The 18,902-nt window shown below is 71.3% G+C and carries 17 protein-coding genes and 1 pseudogene; 4 read left to right on the top strand and 14 right to left on the bottom strand.

The window, feature by feature from the left end; translation table 11 throughout:
• Positions 1–110: 110 nt before the first annotated feature.
• A complete protein-coding gene (locus tag ACZ5SK_RS08060; protein WP_457494855.1) occupies positions 111–2,516 on the top strand; it encodes a M4 family metallopeptidase in 2,406 nt (801 codons plus the stop codon).
• A gap of 67 nt (positions 2,517–2,583) precedes the next feature.
• Here ACZ5SK_RS08060 and ACZ5SK_RS08055 read toward each other — a convergent pair whose 3' ends face one another.
• The 3 genes from ACZ5SK_RS08055 to ACZ5SK_RS08045 all read right to left on the bottom strand — a co-directional run bounded on the left by ACZ5SK_RS08055 (position 2,584) and on the right by ACZ5SK_RS08045 (position 5,441).
• Positions 2,584–3,768: a glycoside hydrolase family 64 protein gene (locus ACZ5SK_RS08055; RefSeq protein ID WP_334582244.1), complete on the bottom strand. Its 1,185-nt coding sequence runs from the start codon at positions 3,766–3,768 to the stop codon at positions 2,584–2,586.
• Positions 3,769–3,937: 169 nt separating this feature from the next.
• Positions 3,938–4,693, bottom strand: coding sequence for a dienelactone hydrolase family protein (locus tag ACZ5SK_RS08050; protein WP_334582243.1), 756 nt, complete (start codon positions 4,691–4,693; stop codon positions 3,938–3,940).
• Positions 4,694–4,820: 127 nt separating this feature from the next.
• The gene (locus tag ACZ5SK_RS08045; protein WP_079657587.1) at positions 4,821–5,441 is read right to left on the bottom strand and encodes an L-threonylcarbamoyladenylate synthase; all 621 of its coding nucleotides are present in this window, start codon (positions 5,439–5,441) and stop codon (positions 4,821–4,823) included.
• A 3-nt stretch (positions 5,442–5,444) separates the two neighbouring features.
• Between ACZ5SK_RS08045 and ACZ5SK_RS08040 the strand changes: the two are divergent.
• Positions 5,445–5,906, top strand: a pseudogene (locus ACZ5SK_RS08040) (MarR family winged helix-turn-helix transcriptional regulator).
• Between the two features lie 212 nt (positions 5,907–6,118).
• Positions 6,119–7,654, top strand: a complete 1,536-nt coding sequence (locus ACZ5SK_RS08035; RefSeq protein WP_334582242.1) for a helix-turn-helix domain-containing protein — start codon at positions 6,119–6,121, stop codon at positions 7,652–7,654.
• Positions 7,655–7,773: 119 nt separating this feature from the next.
• Here ACZ5SK_RS08035 and ACZ5SK_RS08030 read toward each other — a convergent pair whose 3' ends face one another.
• From ACZ5SK_RS08030 to ACZ5SK_RS07990, 9 genes are all read right to left on the bottom strand, one after another.
• Positions 7,774–8,997, bottom strand: coding sequence for a cytochrome P450 family protein (locus ACZ5SK_RS08030; RefSeq protein WP_334582241.1), 1,224 nt, complete (start codon positions 8,995–8,997; stop codon positions 7,774–7,776).
• Positions 8,994–10,277 carry a cytochrome P450 family protein gene (locus ACZ5SK_RS08025; RefSeq protein WP_334582240.1) on the bottom strand — a complete coding sequence of 428 codons (1,284 nt, stop codon included), beginning with the start codon at positions 10,275–10,277 and terminating at the stop codon, positions 8,994–8,996. The genes ACZ5SK_RS08030 and ACZ5SK_RS08025 overlap by 4 nt, the downstream gene beginning before the upstream one ends.
• Positions 10,274–10,900, bottom strand: coding sequence for a GTP-binding protein (locus ACZ5SK_RS08020; RefSeq protein ID WP_334582239.1), 627 nt, complete (start codon positions 10,898–10,900; stop codon positions 10,274–10,276). Before ACZ5SK_RS08020 ends, ACZ5SK_RS08025 begins: the two co-directional genes overlap by 4 nt.
• Entirely contained in the window at positions 10,869–11,234 is a 366-nt protein-coding gene (locus ACZ5SK_RS08015) for a DUF742 domain-containing protein (RefSeq protein ID WP_319346967.1), read from the bottom strand. Before ACZ5SK_RS08015 ends, ACZ5SK_RS08020 begins: the two co-directional genes overlap by 32 nt.
• The gene (locus tag ACZ5SK_RS08010) at positions 11,231–11,653 is read right to left on the bottom strand and encodes a roadblock/LC7 domain-containing protein (RefSeq protein ID WP_334582238.1); all 423 of its coding nucleotides are present in this window, start codon (positions 11,651–11,653) and stop codon (positions 11,231–11,233) included. The genes ACZ5SK_RS08015 and ACZ5SK_RS08010 overlap by 4 nt, the downstream gene beginning before the upstream one ends.
• Positions 11,650–13,080: an ATP-binding protein gene (locus ACZ5SK_RS08005; RefSeq protein WP_468575561.1), complete on the bottom strand. Its 1,431-nt coding sequence runs from the start codon at positions 13,078–13,080 to the stop codon at positions 11,650–11,652. Before ACZ5SK_RS08005 ends, ACZ5SK_RS08010 begins: the two co-directional genes overlap by 4 nt.
• Before the next feature lie 278 nt (positions 13,081–13,358).
• Positions 13,359–13,826 carry a hypothetical protein gene (locus ACZ5SK_RS08000; protein WP_334582236.1) on the bottom strand — a complete coding sequence of 156 codons (468 nt, stop codon included), beginning with the start codon at positions 13,824–13,826 and terminating at the stop codon, positions 13,359–13,361.
• A gap of 181 nt (positions 13,827–14,007) precedes the next feature.
• Complete coding sequence (locus ACZ5SK_RS07995; RefSeq protein ID WP_079664553.1) at positions 14,008–14,370, bottom strand: ArsR/SmtB family transcription factor; 363 nt, start codon at positions 14,368–14,370, stop codon at positions 14,008–14,010.
• Positions 14,371–14,578: 208 nt separating this feature from the next.
• On the bottom strand, positions 14,579–14,953 hold the full coding sequence (locus ACZ5SK_RS07990; RefSeq protein WP_079657579.1) for a hypothetical protein: 375 nt from the start codon (positions 14,951–14,953) through the stop codon (positions 14,579–14,581).
• A 265-nt stretch (positions 14,954–15,218) separates the two neighbouring features.
• On the opposite strand from ACZ5SK_RS07990, the gene qcrB reads away from it, so the two are divergent.
• Positions 15,219–16,766, top strand: coding sequence for a cytochrome bc1 complex cytochrome b subunit (gene qcrB, locus ACZ5SK_RS07985; RefSeq protein ID WP_443041366.1), 1,548 nt, complete (start codon positions 15,219–15,221; stop codon positions 16,764–16,766).
• On the opposite strand, the gene ctaF is transcribed toward qcrB, so the two are convergent.
• Together ctaF and ctaD are read right to left on the bottom strand one after the other, a co-directional pair.
• On the bottom strand, positions 16,684–17,088 hold the full coding sequence (gene ctaF / locus ACZ5SK_RS07980) for an aa3-type cytochrome oxidase subunit IV (RefSeq protein ID WP_334582234.1): 405 nt from the start codon (positions 17,086–17,088) through the stop codon (positions 16,684–16,686). The two genes, qcrB and ctaF, sit on opposite strands and share 83 nt — an antisense overlap.
• Positions 17,085–18,758 carry an aa3-type cytochrome oxidase subunit I gene (gene ctaD, locus ACZ5SK_RS07975; protein ID WP_334582233.1) on the bottom strand — a complete coding sequence of 558 codons (1,674 nt, stop codon included), beginning with the start codon at positions 18,756–18,758 and terminating at the stop codon, positions 17,085–17,087. The genes ctaF and ctaD overlap by 4 nt, the downstream gene beginning before the upstream one ends.
• Between the last annotated feature and the right edge of the window lie 144 nt (positions 18,759–18,902).

The following is an 18,902-nucleotide window of genomic DNA, read 5'->3' as shown; positions in this document are numbered from 1 at the left end:
TCACCCTCGGATTCTCTCGGCCCCGCACAGCTCGGCTCGTCCCGGACAGCACAGCCGTCTGCCCGGTCTGTCACCGGCCGTCCCCCGCGGCCGCAGCAGTAGGAGAACGAGTGAGACCCAACCCCCGCAAGCGGACCACCGTCGGAGCGGCCCTGCTCTCCACCGCCGCCCTCGTGGCCCTCGGCGTCCAGACGGTTCCGGCGACCGCGCTGCCCGCGGCCCCCCACCCCAGCCCCCTGCGCACCGGCGGCCTGCCCGCCGACCTGACGCCCGCCCAGCACACCACGCTGATCAAGAGCGCCGAGGCGAAGACGACGCAGACGGCCGAGACCCTGGGCCTTGGCGCCCAGGAGAAACTGGTCGTCAAGGACGTCGTGAAGGACAACGACGGCACCGTGCACACGCGCTACGAGCGCACCTACGCCGGACTGCCCGTCCTCGGCGGCGACCTGGTCGTGCACACGCCCCCGGCCTCACTGGCCGCCGGCACGGTGAGCACGACCTTCAACAACAACCGCCGTACCGTCTCGGTCAAGTCCACGACCGCCACGTACGGCAAGGCCGCCGCCGAGACCAAGGCCCTGACGGCCGCCAAGGCGCTCGACGCGAAGGACCCCGCCGCACAGAGCGCCCGCAAGGTGATCTGGGCCGGCCAGGGCACGCCGAAGCTCGCCTGGGAGACGGTCGTCAGCGGTCTGCAGGACGACGGAACGCCCAGCAAGCTGCACGTCATCACCGACGCCGCCACCGGCGCACAACTCGCCCGGTACGAGGGCGTCGAGACCAGCACCGGCAACAGCCAGTACAGCGGCACCGTCAACCTCTCCACCACGCAGTCGGGGTCGACGTACCAGCTGTACGACACCACGCGCGGCGGCCACAAGACGTACAGCCTGAACAACGGCACGTCCGGCACCGGCACCCTGATGACCGACACGGACGACGTGTGGGGCACCGGCTCCGGCTCCAACACCCAGACCGCCGGCGTGGACGCCGCCTTCGGCGCCCAGACCACCTGGGACTTCTACAAGAACACCTTCGGGCGCAGCGGCATCAAGAACGACGGCGTGGCCGCCTACAGCCGCGTCCACTACAGCTCGTCGTACGTCAACGCCTTCTGGGACGACGACTGCTTCTGCATGACCTACGGCGACGGCTCCGGCGGCACCCACGCCCTCACCTCGCTCGACGTGGCCGGCCACGAGATGAGCCACGGCGTCACCTCCAACACGGCCGGACTCGACTACAGCGGTGAGTCGGGCGGCCTGAACGAGGCGACTTCGGACATCTTCGGCACGGGCGTCGAGTTCTACGCCAACAACTCCTCCGACGTGGGCGACTACCTCATCGGCGAGAAGATCGACATCAACGGCGACGGCACCCCGCTGCGCTACATGGACAAGCCCAGCAAGGACGGCTCCTCGGCCGACAGCTGGTACTCCGGCGTCGGCAACCTCGACGTGCACTACTCCTCGGGCCCGGCGAACCACATGTTCTACCTGCTCTCCGAGGGCAGCGGCAGCAAGACCATCAACGGCGTCACCTACAACAGCCCCACCTCCGACGGCGTCGCCGTCGCCGGCATCGGCCGGGCCGCGGCCCTGCAGATCTGGTACAAGGCGCTGACGACATACATGACGTCCAGCACCGACTACGCGGGCGCCCGCACCGCCGCCCTCAACGCGGCCGCGGCGCTGTACGGCTCCAGCTCCACGCAGTACGCCGGGGTCGGCAACGCCTTCGCCGGCATCAACGTCGGCAGCCACATCACCGTCCCGTCGACGGGCGTCACCGTCACCAACCCGGGCAGCCAGACCGCCACCGTCGGCACCGCGGTGAGCCTGCAGATCTCCGCCGCCAGCACCAACAGCGGCTCCCTGACGTACGCCGCGACCGGACTGCCCACCGGCCTGTCGATCAACAGCTCCACGGGCGCGATCACCGGCACGCCCACCACGGCCGGCTCCTACAGCACCACCGTCACGGTGACCGACTCGACCGGCGCCACCGGGACCGCGTCCTTCACCTGGACCGTCAACTCCTCCGGGGGCGGCGGCTCCTGCACCGCGACCCAGCTCCTGGGCAACGCGGGCTTCGAGTCCGGCAACACCACCTGGACGGCGACCAGCGGCGTCATCACCAACGACAGCGGCCAGGCGGCCCGTACCGGCTCCTACAAGGCGTGGCTCGACGGCTACGGCTCGACCCACACGGACACGGTCTCGCAGTCGGTGACGATCCCGAGCGGCTGCACCAACACCACCTTCACCTTCTACCTCCACGTCGACACGGCCGAGACCACCACCAGCACCCAGTACGACAAGCTGACGGTCACCGCCGGGTCGACCACCCTGGCCACCTACTCCAACCTCAACGCGGCCTCCGGCTACGTCCAGAAGTCCTTCAGCCTCGGATCCTTCGCGGGCAGCACCGTCGCCCTGAAGTTCTCCGGCGTCGAGGACACCTCGCTCCAGACCAGCTTCGTCATCGACGACACCGCCGTCACGACCGGCTGATCCGCCCCGCTCGACCGACGTCCCGCACGCGGACTCCCCTCCGCGTGCGGGACGTCGTCGCGACCGCTCAGTTCAGCGGGTCGAGCGTCAGGTACGCCTGGCGCGGCGCGCCGTCGTGGACGAGCGACTCCTGCTGTCCGACGTCGTCGAAGGCGAACGCGTAGGCCTTCCCGTCGGCCATCTGGGCGTGGATCTTGCGCGCGTAGTGGTTGGTCACGGCGTCCTGGTAGAAGTTCGCCGTCGTGGTGTCCGGCTGATTGCTGTCGACGAGCAGCGTGGAACGGTTGAAGCCCGCGCACAGGGTGCGGGAGATGGGCCCGCGCACGGCGTCGTTCGGGGCGTCGAGGAGCCTGTGGCAGCCGAAGATGCTCGCTGCGTCCGGTTTCTGGAAGCTGGTGAGGACCGTTCCGGAGGCGTTGGTGAAGTTCATGACCCCGCCCGAGACCCGGCCGTAGTACTTCGTGCCCGGCTGATCGGCGAACGGCGTCACGGTCAGGGTCGTCGTGGCGTACTTCTGCCAGACGCGGTTGACGTAGTCGTCCATGACGTTCGCCGGAAGGGCCCCGGTCTCCACCCCGTACAGCGGGGAGAGCGCCCGCAGCACGGTCCCGTCGGACCGGCTCTGCACGAGGTTCGCCCAGCCGCCGGGCTGAGCGCGCAAGGCGGAGAAGAACCCGTTGTAGCCGCCGGTCCTGAGATGCCCGGTGCTCACCGTGCTCCCGTCGGCGCGCTGCACGCCGACCGCGTACGGCGCGGAGAACATGTCGACCTGGGTGCTGTTCAGCCACAGCCCGGAGTCGTTCAGCGTGTACTCCGACCAGTTGAACAGGATGTCGCGGTTCGGGTCGCTCGGGTTCTGCACGGCCGGCTGCACCAGCCCGCCGGTGGTCAGGCGGAAGTCGAGCTTGCGCCCGTACGAGAAGTAGAGCCGGCCCGAGAACTTCGGGATGCGGATCGTGGCGGACTGTCCGGCGGCCGGTCCCGTGATCGACGCGTCGGGTGCCGGGGTGGGCGGGGTGCCGCCGGCGGGCCAGGCGTGGAAGGCGCCGTTCGCGTCCGCCCAGCCCTGCTGTCCCGTCGTCAGCAGGGTGCCGAGGTTGTAGACATGCAGGGCGTCGCCACGGCCGGAGTTGTTGGTGATCTTGAGCGGGACGGTGTCGGGGACGGCGGCCGTGGCCGGCGGTCCGAGGGTGAGCAGCGCGCCGATGAGGGCGATCGCCGCGAGCAGTGCTGTGCTGATCCTGGTGAGCACTCTCCACCTCCGTGGGGGGAGGCCTGTGGGGCAGGCCTGTGGGGGTTGGTCCGTACCTGTTGAGAGCGCTCTCAACGTGACATCGGGGTGTGCCCATGTCAACAACGTGAACGAAAGAGGGCGCCCGCGGCACGGCCTGCCGCGGACGCCCCTGTCAACGGAGTCGGGGTCAGAAGGTCCGCTTCAGCAGATCCAGCAACGCGGCCCAGTGCCGCTCCGCGGCCTGCTCGTCGTAGGCGGAGGTGTCGGCCTGCGTATAGCCGTGCTCGGCGCCGGTGTAGACCTCGCAGGTGTGCCGGACACCGGCGGCGGTGAGGGCCTGATCGAAGCGCTCGATCTGCTCCGGCGGCAGGCCGGGGTCGTTGTCGGCGTGGCCGAAGTACACCTCGGCCGTGATGTGCTCGGCGGCCAGATGCGGGCTGTCCGGCGCGTCGGTGACAAGACGGCTGCCGTGGAAACCGGCCACCGCCGCGATCCGGTCCGGATGGGCGCCGGCGGTCGGCAGGGTGAGCCGGGCGCCCATGCAGTATCCGGTCACCGCGACCGGACCAGCTGCGACCAGAGGGCTCTCCTCCATCCACCGCAGATATGCGTCGGCGTCCCGGACGATCAGCTCGGGGGTCAGCGCCAGCACCATCGGGTAGACCGACTCGAAGATCTCCGGGCGCGCGGCGGGGTCGATGAACTCGGGCAACTCCCTGACGGGGGCGCGCCCGTGGCGGTAGAACAAGTTGGGCACCAGCACCGTGTAGCCGGCTTCGGCGAGCCGGTCGGCCATCGCCCGCAGGTGCGGACGCAGACCGAACGCGTCCTGGTACAGCAGCACGCCCGGCCGGGGCGTTCCGTCGCCCGGATGCGCGACATAGGCGTCCGCGACGCCGTCCTCGGTGGGGATGTCCACGGCTGTTCCCTGTACGGAGGTCATGGGGGCGCCTCTCTGTGCGGTTCACGACGAGCACTCGACCGGTCCGGCCGGGCCGGTCCGCGCTCATCGTTGCACGCACCACCGAACCGGCCGCGAGGGCCCCTGACCCGCAGGAGCGGCGGGGGAGTTACTCGAACCGGGAGGTGTCACCGGCCCCGTGCCGCACGATCTCCGCCTCGCCGTCGGAGAAGTCGATGACCGTCGTCGGCTCGGTGCCGCAGTCACCGGAGTCCACCACCCCGTCCACCACGTGGTCGAGCTGGTCCTTGATCTCCCAGCCCTGCGTCATCGGCTCGTCCTCGCCCGGCAGCAGCAGGGTGCTGGACAGCAGGGGCTCGCCGAGCTCGGCGAGCAGGGCCTGGGTGACGACATGGTCCGGGATGCGCACGCCCACCGTCTTCTTCTTCGGGTGCTGGAGCATGCGCGGCACCTCCTTCGTCGCCGGGAGGATGAAGGTGTAGCTGCCGGGCGTCGACGCCTTGATCGCGCGGAACACGTCCTTGTCCACCCGCACGAACTGGCCGAGCTGCGCGAAGTCCTGGCAGACGAGAGTGAAGTGGTGCCGGTCGTCCAGGTCGCGGATGGCCCGGATCCGGTCGATGCCGTCCTTGCTGCCCAGGCGGCAGCCCAGCGCGTAGCAGGAATCCGTCGGGTACGCGATCAGCGCGTCCGCCCGGATGGCGGCCGCGACCTGGGAGATGGTGCGCGGCTGGGGGTTGTCGGGGTGAACGTCGTAGTACTTCGCCATTGGCTGAGTTTATGCCGTGCCGCGGCCGCCGGTCCTCTCGGCGGCGGCCCACGACGTGCGCCCTGTGAGCTCGCGGCGTGTCTTCCCGCCCTGCACCGGGCCCTGGACCGCCGGCCCCGTCCGCCGTCCCGCATCCCAAGCCCTCCGAGGGGCAGCTCCTGCTGTTGAAGTTCGTCGGGCAGCAGGAAGGTGCCACCGTGCGCGAGGCCGCCGGCGCCCTGCTGATGAAACCCGACAACGTCAGCGTCCCTGGTCTCCCAGCTCACCGCGCTCGGACTGCTGGAGCGCCGCCAGGACAGCGGCGACAAGCCGGTCGCCCACCTCCGTCCGACGCCACGCCGGCGCCTCACCGACGTCGGCGACCTGGAAGCGGCCTTCCTCGCGCAGACCCTGCGGTCCCTCACCGACGATGAGCCGGACGCGCTCGTCTCACTGACGCGCCATCTGCGCACCGCCGCGCACTGAGCACCGCGCGCGCCCGTGTCGCCCCTTCCCTCACCGCACCCGTACACGGACAAGGCCCTGCTCCTCACGCCGTCCGCCTCCGTGGTCACCGGCTGCCGTGCGGCGGGGGAGTGTTCGCATCGGGGAGTGTTCGCATCGGGTGGGGTAACGTCCCGGACCGATATGACTGGTTCGGCCCGCGCGGGCCGTGAGGGGACGAGGAGAGCGGCGAGATGGCCGGCCCGGACGACGAGAGCCTCCACACCGACCCGGCGGACGGCGCCGACGCGGCGTGGGCGCGGGAACTCCTCGACCACCTGCGTCCCGCGGGACGTGACGTCGGCAGAATCGTCGAGTGGCTGGCGGCCACCGCCGACGCGACCGTCTCCCTGCGCGACGACACCGGCGCCTGCCTCGCCGGAGCGCCGACCCCGCTGGACGAGAGCCTGGTCGCCGACATCACCGGCGGCCGACTCGCCTCCGCCGCCTGGGAGGGCGGGGGCAGGTACACGCGCCTGATCAGGGTCGAACTCCCGTGTCCGGCCGCCGCCGGCGTGCTCGCCGTGACCCGCACGAGCCCCTTCGACCGGCGCGCCTCCGACATCGTCACGCACACCGTGGGCGCTCTGGAACTCCTGCTGCGCGTACAGCAGACCGCGGCGACCGGACACCGCCTGGCCCGCGCCACCGCCGATCTGCGCCTGGCCATCCTGCAACTGCTCATGGTCGAGGACACCGTCGCCGCCCGCCGCGTCGCCGCCGGGCTGTGGCCCGGCCTGCTGGACACCGACACCGCCTGCGTCTACGTCGTCGAGAGCAGCCCCGAGGAACGCGACCGGCTCGCCGCGGCCTGCCTGGCGGCGACCCACGACGAAGCCCTCGTCGTGCGCTGCCCCGCCATGGACGGCCACGTCATCGTCGTCGTCCCGGACGACAGCGCGGGCCGCGCCCTGCGCGCCCTGTGCGACCGCCACCCCGGCGCGTTCCTCGGCGGCAGCGTCCGCCAGAGCCTCGCCCGCACCGCCACCGCCTACGGCCAGGCCGTCAGCGCCCTCGCCGTCGCCCGCTTCCGACCCGACAAGACGGCCGTCTACGCCGAACGCACCCACCCCGAACGCCTGATGGACCCCGAGGTCCTGCGCTCCTGGACGACCCGTCTGCTGCGCCCCCTCGACGTCCTGGCGCACCACACCCGCGCCGAACTCCTCGCCACCACCCGCCTCGGTCTGGAGTTCACGGCGGTCAGCGCGGCGAAGGTGCTCGGCGTCAGCCGCAACACCGTCCGCGCCCGCATGGAACGCGTCGAGGCCCTGCTGCGCACCGACTTCTCCGACCTCACCGTGCGGGCCGCCGTCCACCTCGCGCTCAACGCCCAGGTCGCCATCGCGGACGACCTCACGGCCGGCGAGCCGGCCCCCGCCCGCCTCGGTGAACTGCTCGCCGGGCCCGCGCTGAGCGGCTGGGCGCAGGACCTGCTGGCCCGTCTCGACACCGACGGCCGTGACCTGCGCGGCACCCTGCGCGCCTGGATCGCCGCCGGCGGCAACGCCGAACGGGCCGCCCACCGGCTGGGCGTGCACGCGCAGACCGTCCGCGAACACGTCCGCAGCGCCGAACCCGTCCTGGAACGCCAGCTCCTCGCCGCCGGCAGCGACCTCTACGAAGTCGTCCTGGCCCATCTGGCGGTCGGCGACCTCGACCAGCCCGACCTGCACGGATCGGCCGGGCGGTCCGAATCGGGCCATCCGGACTCGGCTGTGCACAGGTGAGTCCTCCGGCCCCGTGAGCGGGCACCGGCACGATACCCAACGCGGTCACCGGGCACGTAGGTTCGGGGAACCGCGGAGGTGCGACCGGCACGGGGGACTGGTCGCACCCCCGCGCCCGCTCAGTCCCGCAACCGGACCGGGATCTCCTGCCAGCCGCTCGCGATGAACGAGGGCACCTGCCGCAGCTCCCCGGCGCCGGTGTCCAGCCGCAGGCCGGGGAAGCGGTCGAACAGCGCGGGCAGCGCCGTCAGTGCCTCCATCCGGGCCAGTGGGGCCCCGATGCACCGGTGCACACCGATCCCGAAGGCCAGATGGTCGTCCGCCGCGCGCGCCGCGTCGAACACCTCCGCCTGCGGCCCGTAGTGCGCCGGATCCACGTTCGCCGCCGCGTACGTCGTGATGATCGCGTCCCCGGCGGGAATCGTCACGTCACCGACCTTCAGATCGCTGACCGCGAAGCGCAGCGGCAGCGTGGCGATCGACGGATACAGCCGCAGCGTCTCGTCCACGACCGACTCCCAGCCGATCTCGCCGCGCCGCACCGCCGCCAGCTGCTCGGGGCGGCGCAGCAGCGCCACCACCGCGTTCCCGATCAGGTTCACGGTCGTCTCGAAGCCGGCCCCGATGACCAGCAGCAGCGTGTACAGCAGCTCCTCGTCGCTGAGCCGGTCGCCCTCCTCGTCGCGTACCCGGATCAGCTCGGTCGTCATGTCGTCGCCCGGGTGCTCGCTCTTGTGGGCGATGAGCGAGCCCAGCACCGTGCCGATCTGCTCCTGGACGAAGGCGGCATGCTCCGGGCTGGGGTCGGAGGTGTCCATGATCGCCGCGATGAGCCGGCCGGTGGCCGCCCTCAACTCCTCGGGCACGCCGAAGAGTTCGCAGATGATCCGCAGCGGCAGCGGGTACGCGAAGCCGGCCTTCAGATCGACGGCGCCCTCGCCCTTGTCGAGCGTGTCCAGCAGCTCCGCCGTGATCGCCTCCACTCGCTCACGCAGCGCCTCCGTACGGCGGTGGGTGAAGCTCGGCGCCACCAGTCTGCGCAGCCGCGTGTGGTCCGCGCCGTACGTGGAGAGCATGTTGATCACACCGACCCAGCCCAGGATCCAGCCCCAGGAGGGGTGTTCGCCGAGCTCCGCCCAGTGCCGCCAGTGCCGCCGGGGGTCCTTGCTGACCTGCGGGTCCAGGATCAGCGCCTTGAGGGTGTCGTACCCGGTGGGCGCCCAGGCCGGGATGCCGCCGGGCAGTTCGACGGGCACGATCGGGCCCAGGGCGCGCAGCCGGGCGCTCTCGGCGTGCACATCGGCGCCGAACGGGTCGAGGACGATGCGGTCGGTCACGGTCACGAACGGACTCCTGAGGGGTCGGGAGAGGAACTGGCGGAGCGGGCGCTGAACCGGACGGGCAGAGCGGTCAGCGAGCGGTGGAACGGGCCGGGCCGCCAGGTCAGCCGCTCGCGCGGCACGACGGGGTCGAGGTCGGGCAGCCACTGGGTGAGCTGCTCGATCGCCTCGGTGACGATGAGCAGCGTGTGCTGTTTTGCCGGACAGGCGTGCGCCCCGGCCCCCCACGACAGGTGCGAGGCGTCGTTCGGATGCCGGCCGCCGGTGACCTGCTGCTCCGCGACAGGGGCGCCTCCCCCGCCCTTCGGGTCAGGGGGGAGCCCGAGCGCCCCGTACGACATCACCACCGGCACCGCCTCGCGCAGCCACACCCCGTGGAAGGCCACGGGCTCGCGGGCGTAGTAGATGCCGTAGTTCGCCAGCGGCGTCTCGTGGTGCAGCACCTCGACCACCGCGTCCAGCACCGGGCGGGCGCCGCTGGTGAGGGTGGAGTAGTAGAGCGGGTTGCCCAGGACCCTCGACAGCGTGTTGGACAGCAGGTTCGCGGTCGGCTCGAACCCGGCGCCGAGGGTCAGGAACACCTGCCAGGTGACCTCCTCGCGGGTCAGCCGGGCCGGATGGTCCAGCAGCCGGCTGGGCAGGTCGTCGCCGGGCTGCTCGGCCTTGGCCGCGATGAGCTCCAGCACGTACTGCGCGTACTGCGCCTCGCCCTCGGCGGCCTGCGCGCCGCCCTCCATCATCTTGCCCAGACCCTCGTTGAGCCGGTCGCCCTGAGCGTCCGGCAGCCCGAACAGGTCGTTCAACACCAGCGCCATCAGGGGCCGCGCGAAGTCCGCGACCAGGTCCGCCTCGCCGTGCGGACCGATGCGCCCGGCCAGCAGTCGCACCGCCCGGTGCACCCGCTCGCGCAGGTCGTGCGGTTCCACCAGGTCGAAGACGTCGATGAGGGTGGTGCGGTAGCGCAGGTGCGCGGCGCCGTCGGAGAACAGGGCGTTGGGCCGCCAGCGCATCATGCCGAGCACCGGCGAGTCGACGGGCACGGTCGCCTCCCATGCGCGCGGGTCGTGCGAGAACGTCTCCTCGTCGTGCAGCACGTCCAGCGCGGCCCGCCGGTCGGTGATCACGTACGCGGGCACTCCGGGAGCCAACTCGGCCCAGCCGACGGGTCCTTGGGCGCGCAGCGCGTTGTAGTAGCGGTGCGGATCCGGCGCGAAGCCGTCCTCCCACAGGCGTACGGGCACGGAGCGGGAGAAGTCGCGCCGGTCGGCGGGGTAGGCGGTCACCGGGCCTCCACGGGGTCGCGGCCGACGAGATGGTCGACCAGCGCGAGCAGCGCGTCGATCGAGGAGTTCGCGTCCCGCGCGTCACACGTCACCATCGGCGTCCCCGGCTCCAGGTCCAGCGCCCGGCGCAGCTGCTCCTCCCCGTAGTGGCGGGGCGCGTCGGGAAAGGCGTTGAAGGCGACCGCGTACGGCAGCCCGCTCTCCTCCACCAGGCCCAGCACGTCGAACGACGCGTCGAGCCGGCGGCTGTCGACCAGGACGAGCGCCCCCAGCGCCCCGTAGGCGATGTCGTCCCACAGCTCACGGAAGCGTTCCTGCCCGGGCGTGCCGAACAGGTACAGCACGACGCCACCGGGCAGGCTGATCCGCCCGAAGTCGATGGCGACGGTGGTCGTCGTCTTCTCCCGCACCCCGGCCAGGTCGTCCACGTGCGCGGAGGCCTCGGACAGGTGCTCCTCGGTGTGCAGCGGCCGGATCTCGGACACCGAGTCGATCAGGGTCGTCTTGCCCACCCCGAAGGGCCCCGCGACGAGGATCTTCACCAGATCGCGGGCGGTGTCCGGCAGGTGGACGGCGCCGGGTGCGCCGGCGCTAGGTGCGGTGCTTGAGGGCGCGGAGGCCATCGGCCACTCTCTTCAACAGGTCGGGGTCGAACCGGTCGGCGGGCGGGATCGGCGCGCGGGCGAGGACCAGGTCCCGGTCGACGAGGTCGGCGGCCAGCACCCGCACCGCGGAGACCGGCAGCCGGAGCAGCGCCGCCGCCTCCACCACCGCCAGCGATCCGCTCTCCAGGGTGTCCAGCAGGGCGAGTTCGGCGGCGGGGAGCCCGGCGGGCAGCGGCTCCCCGCTGCGGGCGAGCACCGACAGCCGCTCCAGGTGGGGGCGGCTGGGCCGGGTCACTCCGCCGGTCGACAGATATGCGGGGACCAGGGGCCGGCCGGCCGGGCGGCGGGTCATGCCGAGGGGATGTCGTCGGCTCCTCGGGGCGCGGCCGCCATGGCCTTCTCGCCCAGTCGCGCCACCTGGGAGTGCACCCGGTGCGCCAGCAGGTCCAGCCGTACCTCGCCGTCGCCGTAGGCGGCCACGCAGGTGCCGTGGTCGGTCGGCACGATCAGCACATATCCGTGGTCGGACTCGATGACGATCTGCCGTACGTCGGCCCGCTCCCGGTCGGCGAACGCGGCCGCCGCCGTCCGGCAGGCCCCCTGCACCGTGCTGGTGATGGCGGCCACCCGCTCCGCCGACGGCTGCGACAGGGCATCGGTGTACCCCGTCACGAGCCCGTCCCGGGTCAGCATGACGGCGGCCAGCACGTGCGGCACCTGCATGATCGGGTCCAGCACCCATGCCGTGTCGCCCGTGTTGCGGCTGGTCATCCGGCCGCTCCCCCTTCGTTGTCGGTCTGGTCGGTCTGGTCGGTCTGGTCGGTCTGGTCGGTCTGGTCGGCCGGGGCGTCCGCGTGGACGCCCTCGCCGGTGTTCCGGGCGGCGGCGCGGGCCGCCGCCGTGCCGGACTGCAGCGCGCCGAGCGCGGCCGCGGCCTCCTCCGGGGCGCGCGCCGGACGCCGCACCGGGGTCTCCTGCGGTGCGGCTGCCCGGGTGCGGCGACGGCGCTGTGGCAGGCCGTCGGCGTCCAGCGGTTCGTGATGCCCGGGCGGCGGCTCCGGCACGCCGGCCTCGGTGTCGTACGCGTGGGCGGCCGCGGGCCGGTCGGGCACAGCCGCGCGTGTCGTACGCGTGGTGCGCGGGGCGCTCGCGGCCGGCGGCCGGTCGGCCGGGTCGAGGATGCTGAGGAGGTGGCTGTCGACCCGCAGCACCGCGCGCACTCCGCCGTACGGGGAGGCCGAGGAGACGTCGACGGCCAGGTCGAACTGCCGGGTCAGTCGGCCGATCGCGGCCAGCCCCATGCGCGGCGGATCGCCGAGGTCGGTGAGCAGGATGGGGTCGTCACCGGCCACCAGCCGCTGGGCGCGGTCGCGTTCGTCCCGTGTCATGCCGAGACCCGCGTCGTCGATCGTGACGCACGCCCCGTGGTGGACGTGCTCCAGGCTCACCACGACGTCGGTGTCCGGGGCGGAGTGCCGCAGCGCGTTGTCGAGCAGTTCGGCGACGATGATGGCCACCGGCTCGACGGCGTGCGAGACCAGGGCGGTACCGGGCTCCAGGTGGTTGTGGACCTTGACCCGGTGATAGCCCGCGAGGCGCGCCTGACCGCCGGTCACCGCGTCCACCAGGTGGGACTCCTCGCGCGCCAGCCCCACCCACGCCCCGCACACCACGGCGGCGACCTGCGCGCGGCGCAGCGACTGCTCGTTCTCGTGGTCCAGCCGGAACAGGGTCTGCGCCAACTCCGGGTCGTCGTAGCGTTGTTGCAGTCCGCGCAGAGCGTCCTGCAGCCGGTAGAGGGCCGCCTGGATCTCCCGGGTGGCGCCCCGCATCCCGGCCTGCGCCGCGGCGTCGACCCGGGTGCGCTGGGCGGCCACCTCGGACTGCAGCGCCAGCACCACGTTCTCCAGGGCGATGCCCAGGGACGTGCCGGTGGTCAACGGCTGGAGCGGTCCCGGCACCGTCAGGTGCGGATGGGCCACCTGACGGGCGGCGGCCGGCACCCGCCGCACGGCCAGATGCTCGACCTCGGCGGTGAACGACCGCAGGGAACCGTCGAGTTGGGTGCGCAGGGCGGCGATCTCCGCTCGCTGCCGGGCCTGTTGCCGCCGTAGCCGCAGCAGTCCGCCGCCGAGGGCGAGCGCGGACAGTGTGCCGGCGGCCAGGCCGCCGGTCACCAGGTCCGGTAATTCGATCATCGAAGAGGTTCCAGGGAGGGTCGGGCGTCGTCGCGAGGTTCAGGGCAGGGCTGGGCCCGATGCGTTTGAACCGGGCACGTGCAGCACACTACACATCGCCATCGACCGATCCCGTGCGGTTGAGCGAGACTGTGCTCCGAATGTGCCCGGTATCTGTTCACTTCTGCGTTGGCTGTCTGAATGTCCTTGGGGCACAGGTGAGTTGGGAGGGCCGCTTCGGCGCCCCCGCCGCCGGACCGTGCCCGCCTGCCCCGCGTGCAGGGGGTGTCCCCGACGCGTCACCGACCGCACACCGGGGCCAGCACGGCCAGTGTGCCGTTGGCCTGGCGCAGTGCCAGCTCCAGTGTGGCGGGTGCGTGCAGCGCACCGGTACCGTCCGGCGGAATCAGCCACTCCAGGAACCGGGCGGCCCGGTACGGCGGAGGCACCGCCACCCAGGAACCCCGGCCCGCCCGCCGCAGCCCCGCCCCGATCCACCGGCTGCCGGGGTCGGGCGGCAGGAAGAACCCCACCCGGTGCGCCGCGGTGTCCACCAGCGTGGGTCCCGGCGCGGGGCGCGAGGTCTGCCAGAGCAGGTCCAGGGTGAGCAACCCCAGGCCGTCGGGCACGCTCAGCACGTCCCAGTAACGGCCGGCCTCCAGCAGAGCGACCCCGTCGCCCTGGTCCCACTCCCGCTTGCACCTGCGCGGGTCCGTCGCGGCGGCGGCCAGCCACTCCACGCCGCGCATCCACATCACATTGCTCATGTCGGCTCCGTGTACCGTCCGCCACCGGCCGCACGCCGACCGGGCGTATGCATGCTGGTAGATATTTCTACGTGGCGGAAGGGGTGGCGAACCGTGGCGTTTCAGTCTGTTTCGTTCGACGTTCGCGCCACTGTTCGGCACCCTCCGGGTACACCGAGGGTCCGTGCCGGGACCCCGCGCCTCAGGGCGTGCCCGAAGGAAGCCTGAAGCCGGGCGGCTCGGCCTGGCGCAGCTCGGCCAGCAACTCGTTCTGCCCCGCCAGGAGTTCGGTCAGGATGCGACGGGCGGCCCGCAGCAATTCGGCCACGTCACCGCCCGCGAGCGCGTAGGTGACGGTCGAACCCTCCCGGATCGACACCACGATCCCGGACCGGCGCAACACCGCCAACTGCTGGGACAGGCTGGACGGTTCGATCTCGATCTCGGTGAGCAGGTCCCGCACGGCGACGGGGCCGCCCTGCAGCAGTTCCAGGACCCGGATGCGTACCGGGTGCCCGAGCATGCGGAAGAACTCGGCCTTGGCCTGGTAGAGGGGAACCTGCATGGTCACTCACTCGCTCCCTGCCGCGTTCGGCGCGTGGTTCTCGATGGTGCGGCGGCGCGCCTGTCCGTGCGCCGCCGCGCGCGACGTGCTGCGCCACGATCCTGGTGGCTGCGGGCCCCGCACACCCGTGTGATGCGTTGATCTGGATGTGTCGAGATGAAGAAATCTTCAATTCGAGGGCGTGCGAAGCCACGGTCCGTCCGGTCCTCTACACCTCGAGGTCGGCCTCGATCCGCTTGAGCTGGTGGCGGGCCATCGCCAGGTTGGACCGCTCGCGGTCCAGGACGAGGTAGAGGAACAGACCGCTGCCGCCACGCCCCTTGAGCAGCCGGATCAGGTGGTACTGGCCGCCGAGCGTGATCAGGATGTCCTCGATCTCGCCCTTCAGCCCCAGGTGTTCCATGGTGCGGACCTTGGCGCGGATCACATCGGTGTTGCCGGCCGCCGCGACGTTCAGGTCGAGATCCTTGCCCCCGCCGAGCGTGCCGAGAGCCATGCCGCTGGTGTAGTCGACGACGGCGACCCCCAGCGCCCCCTCCACCGCGGTCATCGTCTCCTTCATCGAGATCTCCACGTTCGCCATGGCGCTCCTCCTGCCGGTTGCACGGGCCCGGGCTTCTCCGGCCCCGCTGGTGCCCCGACCGTACGAAGCCTGTCCCCCGAGTGGGTGACGTGCTTCGGGACTGGTCCAAGAGGCGTCGGAACATGAAGATCTCCGCACCTTTTTGACCGTGGACATACGAGAGTTGAGCGGTACTTCCTCCTGTTGGGCCGAACGGGTGCCGCTGCCGTGTCGCGCGGGTGTTTGGCGCGGCACGGGCACTCAACCGGCGCGCCGGCGGCTAGGCATGACCCGAGCACCGGTGTGGAGGAGGCGGTCCGTGGAGGGTGAGCGCGGCAGCGCGGTCCGCAGGGCCGCCGACGCGACCGACGAGCGGCTGCCGCTGTACGACGGCGGCGGACTGCTGCGCAAGGCGTTCCCCCACCACTGGTCGTTCTTCCTCGGCGAACTGGCCCTCTACAGCCTGATCGTCCTGCTGCTGACCGGGGTGTGGCTGACGTTCTTCTTCCAGCCCGAGATGCACGAGGTCGTCTACCGCGGCCGGTACGTGCCCCTGAGCGGCGTCCGGATGTCCGCGGCCTTCGACTCCACCCTGCAGATCAGCTTCGACGTGCGCGGCGGGCTGCTCATCCGGCAGGTGCACCACTGGGCGGCCCTGGTGTTCGTCGCCGCGATCGGCGTGCATGTGCTGCGGATCTTCTTCACGGGCGCCTTCCGCAGGCCGCGGGAGATGAACTGGGTCATCGGCGTCACGCTGTTCGTGCTCGCGCTGGCCGAGGGCTTCGCGGGCTACTCCCTCCCGGACGACCTGCTCTCCGGCACGGGCCTGCGCATCGCGCAGGGCATCATGCTGTCCATCCCGGTGGTGGGCACCTACGTGAGCATGTTCGCGTTCGGCGCCGAGTTCCCCGGTCACGACATCGTGCCCCGGCTGTACAGCCTGCACATTCTGCTGCTGCCGGGCGCGCTGTTCGCGCTGGTCACCCTCCATCTGATCCTCGTCTTCCACCTGAAGCACACGCACTGGCGCGGCCCGGGCAGGACGAACGCGAACGCCGTCGGCAGACCCTTCGTCCCCCAGTTCACGGCCGGCTCGGGCGGCCTGTTCCTCATGGTCTTCGGGGTGCTGACCCTGATGGGCGGTCTCGCGCAGATCAACCCCGTGTGGGTGTACGGCCCCTACCGCCCGGACATCGTGTCGACCGGCTCCCAGCCCGACTTCTACGTCGGCTTCCTGGAAGGCGCGCTACGACTGGTACCGCCCTGGGAGACCAACCTCGCCGGACACACCCTGATGTGGAACGTCCTGCTGCCGGCCGTCGTCCTGCCCGGGCTGCTCTTCACCGCCCTGTACGCGTACCCGTTCGTGGAGCAGCGGCTCACGGGGGAGTGGCAGCAGGAGCATCATCTGTGCGACCGGCCGCGTGAACGCCCCGTGCGCACCGGGCTCGGCGTCGCCGGGATCGTCTTCTACGGCGTCCTGCTGCTGGGCGGCGGCAACGACATCGTCGCCCAGACGTTCCGCATCTCCGTCAACGCCCTCACCTGGATCCTGCGCGTCGCCCTCGTCGTCGGCCCGGTCCTGGCCTTCCTGCTGACCCGGCGCCTGTGCCACGCCCTGCTGGCCGCCGAGCGGGAACGCCTCACCGAGGGGGAGGAGACCGGCGAGGTGCGCCAGTCCGTGTCCGGCGGTTACGAGAGCGACCACCGGCCGGTGGAGAGGTTCCGGCCGGGCGCCCCCAGGACACCGGTCAGTCCACCCGGCCGGAGTCCCGGTCTGCGTACTGGAAGACCATCGCGAACACCCCGGCTCCCAGTACGCCGGCGCCGATGAGGAACAGCCACAGTCCGAACACCACCCCGGTCGCGGTGACGGCGAACCCGGCGGCGACGACGACCGGCCAGGGGCTCTCGGGCGGGAAGAACTCCAGCGGCCCGGCGCCGTCGGCCACTTCGGCGTCCCCGCGGTCCTGAGGGCGCAGCCCCTTGCGCCGGTAGTGGGTCGCACAGAAGAACGAGATCACCGCGGCCATGAGGCACGCGACGATCAGCGCCGCGGTACCGGCCGGATCGGCGTGCGACCACACCCCGTAGAGCACCGCGCAGCCCCCGAAGAAGGCGGCGACACCGCCGAAGAGAAACGACTCGGCCCTCATCGCAGACCCTCCTCGCGCGCCAGTTCCACGACGGCCGGATGGTGCAGATCGAAGGCCGGGGACTCCGACCGCACCCGCGGCAGCGCCGTGAAGTTGTGCCGGGGCGGCGGACACGCCGTCGCCCACTCCAGCCCGCGCCCGTACCCCCAGGGATCGTCCACGGCGACGAGCCGCCCGTGCCGCGCCGTGTGCCACACGTTGTACAGGAACGGCAGCGTGGACACCCCGAGCAGGAACGCGCCCACCGACGACAGCGTGTTCAGCAGCGTGAAGCCGTCCTGCGGGAGATAGTCGGCGTACCGGCGGGGCATGCCCTCCTCGCCGAGCCAGTGCTGTACCAGGAACGTCAGCTGGAACGCCGGGAACAGCAGCCAGAAGTGCAGTTTGCCCAGCCGCTCGTCCAGCATCCGGCCGGTGAACTTCGGCCACCAGAAGTAGAACCCGGCGAACATCGCGAACACCACGGTGCCGAACAGCACGTAGTGCAGGTGCGCCACGATGAAGTACGAGTCGGTGAGATGGAAGTCGAGCGGCGGGGACGCGATGAGCACCCCGCTCAACCCGCCCAGCAGGAACGACACCAGGAACCCGAGCGCCCACAGCATCGGCGTCTCGAACGACAGGGACCCCCCGATCATGGTGCCGATCCACGCGAAGAACTTGATGCCGGTGGGCACGGCGATCAGGAACGACATCAGCGAGAAGAACGGCAGCAGCACCGCTCCGGTGGCGAACATGTGGTGAGCCCAGACCACCGCGGACAGCATGGTGATGGCGATCGTCGCGCCGATCATCGGCAGGTAGCCGAACAGGGGCTTGCGCGCGAACACGGGAATGATCTCCGAGATGATCCCGAAGAACGGCAGCGCCACGATGTACACCTCGGGATGGCCGAAGAACCAGAACAGGTGCTGCCAGAGGATCGCGCCGCCGTTCGCGGCGTCGAAGACATGGCTGCCGAACTTCCGGTCCGACTCCAGCGCCAGCAGCGCCGCGGTGAGCACGGGGAACGCGGGCAGCACCAGGATCGAGGTGAACAGCACGTTCCAGCTGAAGATCGGCATCCGGAACATCGTCAGCCCGGGGGCGCGCAGACACATGATCGTGGTGATGAAGTTGACCGCGCCCAGGGTGGTCGACACGCCGGTGACCACGAGCCCCATCACCCACAGGTCGCCGCCCGCGCCGGGGGAGTAGTAGCCGCTGTTCAGCGGCGCGTACGCGAACCAGCCGAACGCCGCGGCGCCGCCCGGCACCACGAACCCCGACACCACCATCAGACCGCCGAACAGGTACATCCAGTACGACAGCGCGTTCAGCCGGGGGAAGGCCACGTCCGGCGCCCCGAGTTGCAGCGGCATCACGGCGTTCGCGAACCCCGCGAACATCGGGGTCGCGAAGAGCAGCATCATGATCGTGCCGTGGATGGTGAAGAGCTCGTTGTAGCCTTGCTCGCTGGTGAACTGCAGCCCTGGACGGGCCAGTTCGGCGCGCATCGCCAGCGCCAGCAGACCGGCGAAGAGGAAGAAGCAGAACGCCGTCACCATGTACAGACGTCCGATGACCTTGTGGTCGGTCGTGGACGCCCAGCGCAACAGCGTCCGGCCGAGCGACTGCGGGGAGGAGGCGCCGCTGTGGTCCTCGTCGGCGCGTTCCGACAGTTCGGTCATCGTCCTCCTCCAGGTGACCGGCGGTGACCGGGTGCGGACGCGGGGTGAGCCCGCACGACAGCGCCGACGCTACTGCCGCGACCGGCGCGATCCGGCCGCGCCACGCCTCCTGTCCGCCGTCAGAGGACGCAGGTCCGCCGCGCA

The sequence above is a fragment of the Streptomyces sp. NPDC031474 genome (assembly GCF_055581185.1).
The sequence above is the reverse complement of the archived record's forward strand: the minus strand, read 5'-3'. Positions and strand labels throughout refer to the sequence as shown.

Excerpts from the sequence above, each read along its gene's own strand:
- ACZ5SK_RS08050 (WP_334582243.1), bottom strand. The coding sequence starts at position 4,693 with ATGACCTCCGTACAGGGAACAGCCGTGGACATCCCCACCGAGGACGGC.
- ACZ5SK_RS08045 (WP_079657587.1), bottom strand. The coding sequence starts at position 5,441 with ATGGCGAAGTACTACGACGTTCACCCCGACAACCCCCAGCCGCGCACC.
- ACZ5SK_RS08035 (WP_334582242.1), top strand. The coding sequence starts at position 6,119 with ATGGCCGGCCCGGACGACGAGAGCCTCCACACCGACCCGGCGGACGGC.
- ACZ5SK_RS08020 (WP_334582239.1), bottom strand. The coding sequence starts at position 10,900 with ATGGCCTCCGCGCCCTCAAGCACCGCACCTAGCGCCGGCGCACCCGGC.
- ACZ5SK_RS08015 (WP_319346967.1), bottom strand. The coding sequence starts at position 11,234 with ATGACCCGCCGCCCGGCCGGCCGGCCCCTGGTCCCCGCATATCTGTCG.
- ACZ5SK_RS08010 (WP_334582238.1), bottom strand. The coding sequence starts at position 11,653 with ATGACCAGCCGCAACACGGGCGACACGGCATGGGTGCTGGACCCGATC.
- ACZ5SK_RS08005 (WP_468575561.1), bottom strand. The coding sequence starts at position 13,080 with ATGATCGAATTACCGGACCTGGTGACCGGCGGCCTGGCCGCCGGCACA.
- ACZ5SK_RS08000 (WP_334582236.1), bottom strand. The coding sequence starts at position 13,826 with ATGAGCAATGTGATGTGGATGCGCGGCGTGGAGTGGCTGGCCGCCGCC.
- ACZ5SK_RS07995 (WP_079664553.1), bottom strand. The coding sequence starts at position 14,370 with ATGCAGGTTCCCCTCTACCAGGCCAAGGCCGAGTTCTTCCGCATGCTC.
- ACZ5SK_RS07990 (WP_079657579.1), bottom strand. The coding sequence starts at position 14,953 with ATGGCGAACGTGGAGATCTCGATGAAGGAGACGATGACCGCGGTGGAG.
- qcrB (WP_443041366.1), top strand. The coding sequence starts at position 15,219 with ATGACCCGAGCACCGGTGTGGAGGAGGCGGTCCGTGGAGGGTGAGCGC.
- ctaF (WP_334582234.1), bottom strand. The coding sequence starts at position 17,088 with ATGAGGGCCGAGTCGTTTCTCTTCGGCGGTGTCGCCGCCTTCTTCGGG.
- ctaD (WP_334582233.1), bottom strand. The coding sequence starts at position 18,758 with ATGACCGAACTGTCGGAACGCGCCGACGAGGACCACAGCGGCGCCTCC.